Genomic DNA, 7,987 nt, shown 5'->3' on the forward strand with positions numbered 1-7,987 from the left:
GGGGGCGGCGGTCGTGCGGCTCGCGGCGCCGGGCGCGATGGCGGCCTCGCAGCCCCCCGCGGCCGGCGCAGCCAACGCAGCCTGCGCGGACCTCTCCGCAGCGGCGGCGCTCATCACCTGCTCGAGGTAGAACGCGAAGCCCGCCGCTGGGCGCTCCACGCCGTAGGCGCCGATCATGTGGTCGTAGCGCCCGCCCGAGCCGAGCGGCGAGCCGAGGTGCGGCGAGTACGCCGCGAACACGATGCCCGTGTAGTAGTCGAACGAGCTCATAACCGAGAAGTCGATCAGGATGCGGTCGGCCAGGCCGCGGTCGGCCAGCGCGCTGAACGTGCGCTCGAACTCGTCGAGGCCGTCGGCGCAGCCGAGCGGCACCACGAGCGAGCGCACGGCCTCGATGGCCTCGATGCCGCCGCGGATGCGCGGCAGCGCGCGGATGGCGTCGGCGTAGGCCGGGGCCACGCCCGCGACGTCCACCTCGAGCGCGGCGCCGTCGAGGTCGGTCAGGCGGTCGAGCTCCACGAAGTCGGACGCGTGGTACGCCTCGAGCACGGCGGCCTTCCACGCCTCGGGCGCGCCCGAGCGGTCGAGCAGCGCGCGCAGGACGCCCACCGTGGCGAGCGCCAGCGAGAAGTCGTCCACGCCGCTCTCGCGCACCGCGTCGATGAACAGCCCCACGATCTCGGCGTCGGCCTCAAAGCCCTCCTCGCCGATGCACTCAACGCCGAACTGCGTCACCTCGCGCTCGGCGGCCTGCGCGTCGGCCTCCGTCTCGCGGAAGACGCGCTGCGTGTAGCGGAAACGCAGCGGCCCCTCCTCGCTGCGCAGGCGCGTGGCGCACATGCGCGCGATCTGCAGCGTGACGTCGGGGCGCATGGCCAGAAGGTCGCCGCGCGAGTCGAAGAACTTGAACGACGAGCCCGGCAGGCGCCCGCCGGCGCGCATGACGTCGAGGACCTCGAGCGTGGGGGTCTCTATGGGGAGGTAGCCGCGGTCAGCGAAGAGCTGCTGCACCGCGCGCGTGATCGTCTCTCTCGCGCGCGCCTCCTGCGTGAGGACGTCGCGGAAACCAGAGGGGGTGACAAGGTTCACAGGCGCTTTCCTTCTCCAACGTATTCTCAGACAGCTTATGGTACTGCTCGCGCGCCGCCCAGGTAAGCAGCGCGGCGAAAACAGCGGATTTTCAGCATGCGCCGTCGGCGTGTGATCCCGACAGCGTCCCATACTTTAGCACAGTAGAGTGATAAAGCAAGCACGCGCGCCCGATTACTTACAAGAAGGCTGCCGAAAGGCAGGGAGCGAGCCCTACTCCACCGGCTCGATGACGAGGGCGCGCAGGATGCCGGGGGTTTCGTAGGCGCGCTTGCCCGCGCCCATGCCCACGCGCTTGACGGCGAAGCGCTCGGGGAGCTTGTCGGTCGTGCGCACGGCGGCCGCCACGGCGGCGCCTGTCGGCGTCACGAGCTCGCCGCGCACGTCGAGCACGCGCAGCACGAGGCCATGGGCGGCGGCGATGTTGACCACCGCGGGAACGGGCACGGGGATGACGCCGTGCTGGCAGCGCACCGTGCCGCGCCCCTCCGCGAGCTCGGTGACCACCACCTCCTCCACGTGCAGGCTGTCGAGCGCCGCGGCGACGGCCACCACGTCAGCGATGGAGTCGACGGCTCCCACCTCGTGGAAGTGGACTTCGCCGACGGGCACGCCGTGCGCCTGCGCCTCGGCCTCGGCTATGATCGCGAACACCTCGCGCGCGATCTCCCTCGCATGGGGAGTCATGTCGGCGGCGTCGATGAGCGCGGTGACCTCCGCCATCCCGCGGTGCTCGTGCGCGTGCCCGTCCTCGCGCACGTGCGCATGGCCCCCTTCGCACGAGCAGCCCTGCGGACGCGCGTGCCCGTGGCCGCCCACGATCTCATGCGCCTGATCGTCCTCGTGCACATGCGCGTGCCCAGGCTCGCGACCTGCGCCGTGCAGGTACTCCATGTCGTGGTCGTGGTTCTCGTGCTCCGCGTCGAGCACCACGTCGAAGTCGCACACGTCAAGGCCCGACTTCACCACGCGCGTGATGCGCACCTCGAACCCCTCGACCGGCAGGCTCTCGAGGGCGCGGCGCACCGCCTGCTCGTCAGCGCCCGCGTCGAGCAGCGCCGCCGCGCACATGTCGCCGCTGATGCCCGACGAGCACTCCAACCACAAAACGCTTCCCACTCAAACTCCCTTCCCAGAGCGTCATGCTTGCAACGCGCCGCGCCCGCAGACGCCGCGCAGCCCACGATGTTTCACGTGAAACATCGGTTCGCACAAACGAATGTTTCACGTGAAACACGCTCGGCTGGACGACCGCGCGATCGCCCGGCCGCTCACACCACGTGCCACATGCTCGCAACGCGCCGCGCCGCAGCCCGCAGGCGGAGCCGTCCGCGCCGCGCGCCCGCAGACAACCGCTCACACCGCGTGCCACACGCCCTCACGCGCCGCGCCCGCCGCCGGCCCTATGCGTCCGCGCGGGCGGAGAGGTGGTTGATGAGGCTCGCCTGGTAGGCCGCGCCGAACCCGTTGTCGATGTTGACCACCGACACCCCGCTCGCGCACGAGTTCAACATCGCGAGCAGCGCCGTCACGCCGCCGAACGCCGTCCCGTAGCCCACGGACGTGGGCACCGCGATCACCGGGCACGACACCATGCCGCCGATCACGCTGGCGAGCGCGCCCTCCATGCCCGCCACGGCGATGACCACCTGCGCGCGGGCGAGCTCGTCCGAGCACGCGAGCAGCCGGTGGATGCCCGCCACGCCCACGTCGAGCAGGCGCACCACCTCGTTGCCGAGGAACTGCGCCGTGAGCGCCGCCTCCTCGGCCACGCCGACGTCGCTCGTGCCCGCCGCGGCGACCACGATAACGCCGTCGCCGTCGGGCTCGGGCATGCCGCCCGCCACGCCCAGGCGCGCCTCGGGGTAGTACGCCAGCTCGCACGCGCTCCCCAGAAGCTCCTGCGCCGCGGCGCGCTTCTCCTCGTCGAGCCGCGTCACCAGCACGCGCGGCTGACCGCCCTCGAGCAGCGCCCGCACGATGCCCGCGACCTGCGCGGGCGTCTTCCCCTCGCCGAAGACCACCTCGCCGGCGCCCTGCCGCGCGGCGCGCGCGAGGTCAGCCCGCGCGTACCCGAGGTCGGCGAAGCCGCGCGCCTGGTCGATCTCGGCGCACAACGCACGAGAAGCCTCGTCAACGGCGAGGCTTCCCTCTGCGACGGCGCGCAGCATGTATTCGATTTCCCGTGCCTTGCAAACCATGAAGCGCTAGCAGTTCTCCTCCGTGAAGCGGATGGCGTTCTCACCCGCCAACACCGTCTCCTCGTAATTCTCGATCTTGTAGTCAAGTTTCGCAAGAGCTTCCTGAAGCTCCCGGATGCGTCCCCTGAGGCGGCTGCGCTGCTGCTCGAGCAGATCCCTGCGCTGAAGCAACGTGACGTCACCCTGCTCGAGCAGCTCCATGTACTCGACGAGAGCCTCGATGGACATGCCCGCATCGCGCATGCACTTGACGAACTCAACCGTTCGGCAGCTGCTCTCGTCGTAGTCACGAATGCCGCTCTTGTTGCGCGGCACGTGGCGGAGGAGTCCGATCCTTTCGTAGTACCGAAGGGTGTCGGCAGAGATATCGTACCGTTTGCTCACTTCTGCAATCTTCATTGCGCTCCTTAATTTGCAAACGTAATCATCCCCACATTAATTTGCAAACGTAATTTTCCCCACATCCAATAGGGCGTATTACACCATATGGAGTTAACTGCAAGTCAATACACGCGCAATGATTCCGCCCGCGTAGGGCACGATTCCTCCACAAAGGAGAAGCCGCGCCCCGTGCGGGCTCGAGCTGAAGCCCGACCGCCGCCGAGCCGCGCCAAATCCGCGCTCACGCGGCGGCGCTTCCCGGCCGAAAGGACGCCGAAGGCAGGGTCACGAAGCGAGCAGCACCGCCTGGTACATGCCCCACACCATGAAGACGATGAAGGCGAGCACTGCCGTCACCACGCACTTCACGGGCAGGGGCCAGTCGCCGCGCCACATGAGCACCAGACCCACGGGCCAGAACACCACCAGGAAGAAGATGATCCAGAACGTCTCCTGGTACCACTTCTTGGCAGAAGGGTCGCGAACGATGGTGTTCGCCTCCCGATGGCTGCGGTGCTGCCAGTCGCCCGGCCTGCGCTCGTCGCCCATGACGCCTCCCCTCCGCTACTCGGCAAGCCTCCTCGCCAGCAGCTCGTTGATGACCTTCGGGTTGCCTTGTCCTCGCATCTTCTTCATGCACTGTCCCACGAAGAACCCTATGACCTTGGTGTTGCCGTCCTTGTAGCGCGCCACCTCGTCGGGGTTCGCGGCGATCACCTCGGCGACCACGGCCTCGATGGCGCCCGCGTCGGACACCTGCTTCATGCCGCGCTCCTCCACGATGGCCTCCGGGTCCTTGTCCTCGGCGAGCACCGCGGCGAAGACCTGCTTGGCCTGCTTGGACGAGATGGCGTCGGACGCCTGCAGCCGCACGAGCTCGACGGCGCGCGCGGGGGAGAGCGGCGTGGCGGCCAGCGCCACGCCCTCCGCGTTCAGGTACGCCGTGACGTCGTTGATGACGAGGTTCGCCACCGGCTTGGCGAGCTTGGCCGCCTCGTCGCCGGCCGCCTCCATGCACGCCTCGAAGAAGCGGGACGTCTCGCGGTGCTCCACCAGGTGCCGCGCGTCGTAGGCCGTAAGCCCGAACGCCTCCTCGAAGCGGCGGGCCTTCTGGTCGGGCAGCTCGGGCAGCTTGGCGCGCACGCGCTCGATGAACGCGTCGGACAGGTCGTAGGGCGCCAGGTCGGGCTCGGGGAACAGGCGGTAGTCGTCGGCCGTCTCCTTCACGCGCATCACGATGGTGCGCTTGGCGGAAGGGTCCCAGTGGCGCGTCTCCTGGTAGATGACGCCGCCCTCCTCGAGCACCTCCGCCTGGCGGCAGATCTCGTAGGCCAGGCCGTCGTGCAGGTTCTTGAACGAGTTCATGTTCTTGAGCTCGGTCTTCGTGCCGAACTCCTCGGCCCCGCGGCGGCGCAGGCTCACGTTGCCGTCGCAGCGCAGCGAGCCCTCCTCCATGGAGCAGTCCGAGATGCCGATGGCCAGGTAGATCTGGCGCAGCTTCTGCATGAACAGGCGCGCCTCCTCGGGCGTGCGCAGGTCAGGCTCGGTCACGAGCTCGATCAGGGGCGTGCCCGCGCGGTTGTAGTCCACGAGCGAGTGCGTGGCGCCCGCGATGCGGCCCTCGCCGCCGCCGACGTGCACCATCTTGCCCGCGTCCTCCTCCATGTGGATGCGCGTGATGCCCACGTGCGCCACGTAGCCGTCCTCGGTGCGCGTGATGTTGCCGTCGCTCTCGCCCGCGGCCAGGTCGTCCAGGCGGTAGCGCTCGCGCGCGGCCGGGCCGTCGACGTCGAGGTCCAGGTGCCCGCGCATGCAGAACGCCACGGGGCCCTGGGTGGTCTGGAAGTTCTTCGCCATGTCGGGGTACATGTAGTTCTTGCGGTAGAACATCGAGTGCTTCTCGATGTCGCAGTTGGTGGCCAAGCCCGCCAGCACGATGGACTCGATGGCGGCCTTGTTCGGCACGGGCAGGGCGCCCGGCAGCCCCAGGCACACGGGGCAGGTGTGGGTGTTCGGGTCGGCGCCGAACTCCAGCTTGCAGCCGCAGAACATCTTCGTGTCAAGCGTGGTCAGCTCGGCGTGGATCTCGAGGCCGATGACCGCCTCCCACGTCTCAAAAACCTCTTCGAGCTTCTTCACGAGCTACTCACCTGCCTTTCCGTCGGCGAAGTCAGGCGCGACGGGCGCCGGGCCGTAGACCGCCTCGAGAGCCGCGGCCACGCGCAGCATGTTCTTGTCGCGGAAGGCCGGCGCGACGAGCTGCGCGCCGACCGGCATGCCCGTCTCGGCGCCGAGGCCGATCGGCATCGACATGCCGCCGTTGCCCGCGATGTTGATGGAGATGGTGAACATGTCGGACAGGTACATCTCGGTGGGGTCGGCGATCTCGCCGAAGCGAAACGCCGTGCGCGGCGCCACCGGCGCCAGGATGCAGTCGATCTGCTCGAAGGCGCGCGCGTAGTCCTGCGTGATGAGGGTGCGCACCTGCTGGGCCGGGTAGTAGTACTTGTCGTACACGCCCGCGGACAGGAGGTAGCTGCCGAGCATGATGCGGCGGCGCGCCTCGGGGCCGAAGCCGTTCGCGCGGCTGGCCTCGTACTGGCCGCCGAGGTCCTTGTGCCCCGGGTCGCAGTAGCCGTAGCGCACGCTGTCGAAGCGCGCGAGGTTCGAGAACGCCTCGCAGGGGCCGAGCACGTAGTAGGCGCTCATGGCGGCCTGCGCGTTGGGGAGCTCCACCTCCACGAGCTCGGCGCCGAGCTCCTCGAGCTTGGCGGCCGCCTCGGCCACCTTGTCGCGCACCTCTGAGGTGAGGCCGGCGGCGTCCATGAACGCCGGGACCACGCCGATCCTCATGCCGCGCACGCCCTCGGCGAGGTTGGCCGTGAAGTCGACCGCGACCTCCTGGCTCGTGCAGTCGAGCTCGTCGCGGCCGGAGATGGCGTTCAAGGTGAGCGCCGCGTCCTCCACCGTGCGGGCGAAGGGGCCCACCTGGTCGAGCGAGCTGCCGAAGGCCACCACGCCGTAGCGCGAGACCACGCCGTAGGTGGGCTTGACGGCCACGATGCCGCAGAAGCTGCCCGGCTGGCGGATGGAGCCGCCCGTGTCGGAGCCGAGCGTCACGGGCACGAGGCCCGCCGCCACGGCCGCGGCGCTGCCGCCCGAGGAGCCGCCCGGGACGCGGTCGAGGTCCCACGGGTTGCGCGTGGGGCCGAACGCCGAGGTCTCGGTGGAGGAGCCGAACGCGAACTCGTCCATGTTGAGCTTGCCGACGGGCAGCGCGCCCGCCTCGAGCGTGCGCGCCACGCACGTGGCCGTGTAGGGCGACACGTAGCTCTCCAGCATGCGCGAGGAGCACGTGGTGTGCGTGCCCAGAAGGTTCATGTTGTCCTTGTACCCCACGGGCACGCCGGCGAGGGGCCCGAGCTCGGAGAGGTCCCTGCCCGCCGCGAGCGCCGCGTCGACGCGCGCCGCGGCCTCGAGCGCCGCGGCCTCGGTGGTCTCGAGGAAGGCGTGCACCCGCGCGTCAGCGGCGCCGATGCGCTCGAACGTGCCGCGCGCCACCTCGGCGGCCGAGAACTCCCCGGCGGCGAGGCCCGCCTGGATGGCGCGCACGCTCATGGAGCCGAACGTCTGCGAAGATGCCATCAGCGGTCACCCCCCTCGCCCAGGATGGACGGGATGAGGAAGCAGCCGTCCTGCTGCTTGGGGGCGTTCTCGAGCGCCACGTCCTGCGTGAAGCCCGCGCGCTCCACGTCCTCGCGCATGACGTTGGACAAGTCGCCGATGGGGTGGAACGTGGGCTCGACGCCCTCGAGGTCGTATTCGGTGATGGGGGCCAGCGAGTCGATGATGGCGTTCAGGTCAACCGTCATCTGCTTGACTTCCTCATCGTCGAGGCCGATGCGCGTGTATTCGGCGATACCGCGCACATCATGCTCGGATAGGTGCTGTGTCATGGTTGGTCGGTCCTCTTTCGGATTGCTCATCGCCGCAGCGCGCGGCGGACTCATAGCAAACCATGATAGCAAACCCGCGAACCGATGAACCCGCACGTGGCGCGCGCATTAGAGATTTAACACGGAAGCCGCGGCGGCGAGGGCGGCACGCCAGCCGCGACACCGAGAGTCGCACGCCAGCCGCGACGCCGAGGGTCGCGCGCCAGCCGCGGCCGCGTCACATCCCGAGCTCGCGCGCGGCTGCGACGAGGGTCGCGCGCGTGAGGGGCTCGCCGGCCGGCACGTGGGTGGCGAGGCAGGAGAAGCGCGGCTTGTCGGCGAGGTAGGCGTCGGCGGGCAGGCCCGCCCGCGCGGCGAGGG

General features: G+C 69.6%; 8 protein-coding genes. All 8 read right to left on the reverse strand.

Translation table 11 applies throughout. The features are described from left to right. A partial coding sequence (gene hisZ, locus HRL41_RS11145; RefSeq protein ID WP_172137091.1) for an ATP phosphoribosyltransferase regulatory subunit occupies positions 1-1,089 on the reverse strand: 1,089 nt, incomplete at its 3' end. Positions 1,090-1,302: 213 nt separating this feature from the next. Further along, positions 1,303-2,208, reverse strand: a complete 906-nt coding sequence (gene larC / locus HRL41_RS11150) for a nickel insertion protein (RefSeq protein WP_172137092.1) — start codon at positions 2,206-2,208, stop codon at positions 1,303-1,305. A 284-nt stretch (positions 2,209-2,492) separates the two neighbouring features. Further along, entirely contained in the window at positions 2,493-3,290 is a 798-nt protein-coding gene (larB, locus tag HRL41_RS11155; RefSeq protein ID WP_172137093.1) for a nickel pincer cofactor biosynthesis protein LarB, read from the reverse strand. Positions 3,291-3,296: 6 nt separating this feature from the next. After that, positions 3,297-3,689, reverse strand: coding sequence for a MerR family transcriptional regulator (locus tag HRL41_RS11160; protein WP_165172118.1), 393 nt, complete (start codon positions 3,687-3,689; stop codon positions 3,297-3,299). A 267-nt stretch (positions 3,690-3,956) separates the two neighbouring features. Beyond that, entirely contained in the window at positions 3,957-4,220 is a 264-nt protein-coding gene (locus HRL41_RS11165) for a holotricin-3 (protein ID WP_216662671.1), read from the reverse strand. Positions 4,221-4,235: 15 nt separating this feature from the next. After that, on the reverse strand, positions 4,236-5,810 hold the full coding sequence (gatB, locus tag HRL41_RS11170) for an Asp-tRNA(Asn)/Glu-tRNA(Gln) amidotransferase subunit GatB (protein ID WP_172137094.1): 1,575 nt from the start codon (positions 5,808-5,810) through the stop codon (positions 4,236-4,238). Positions 5,811-5,813: 3 nt separating this feature from the next. After that, positions 5,814-7,316, reverse strand: a complete 1,503-nt coding sequence (gene gatA / locus HRL41_RS11175) for an Asp-tRNA(Asn)/Glu-tRNA(Gln) amidotransferase subunit GatA (protein WP_172137095.1) — start codon at positions 7,314-7,316, stop codon at positions 5,814-5,816. After that, complete coding sequence (gatC, locus tag HRL41_RS11180; RefSeq protein WP_165172110.1) at positions 7,316-7,627, reverse strand: Asp-tRNA(Asn)/Glu-tRNA(Gln) amidotransferase subunit GatC; 312 nt, start codon at positions 7,625-7,627, stop codon at positions 7,316-7,318. Before gatC ends, gatA begins: the two co-directional genes overlap by 1 nt. Positions 7,628-7,987: the final 360 nt, after the last annotated feature.

Source organism: Adlercreutzia sp. ZJ473 (assembly GCF_013185065.1).
In the GTDB taxonomy this organism is placed as follows: Bacteria; Actinomycetota; Coriobacteriia; order Coriobacteriales; family Eggerthellaceae; genus CAAEEV01.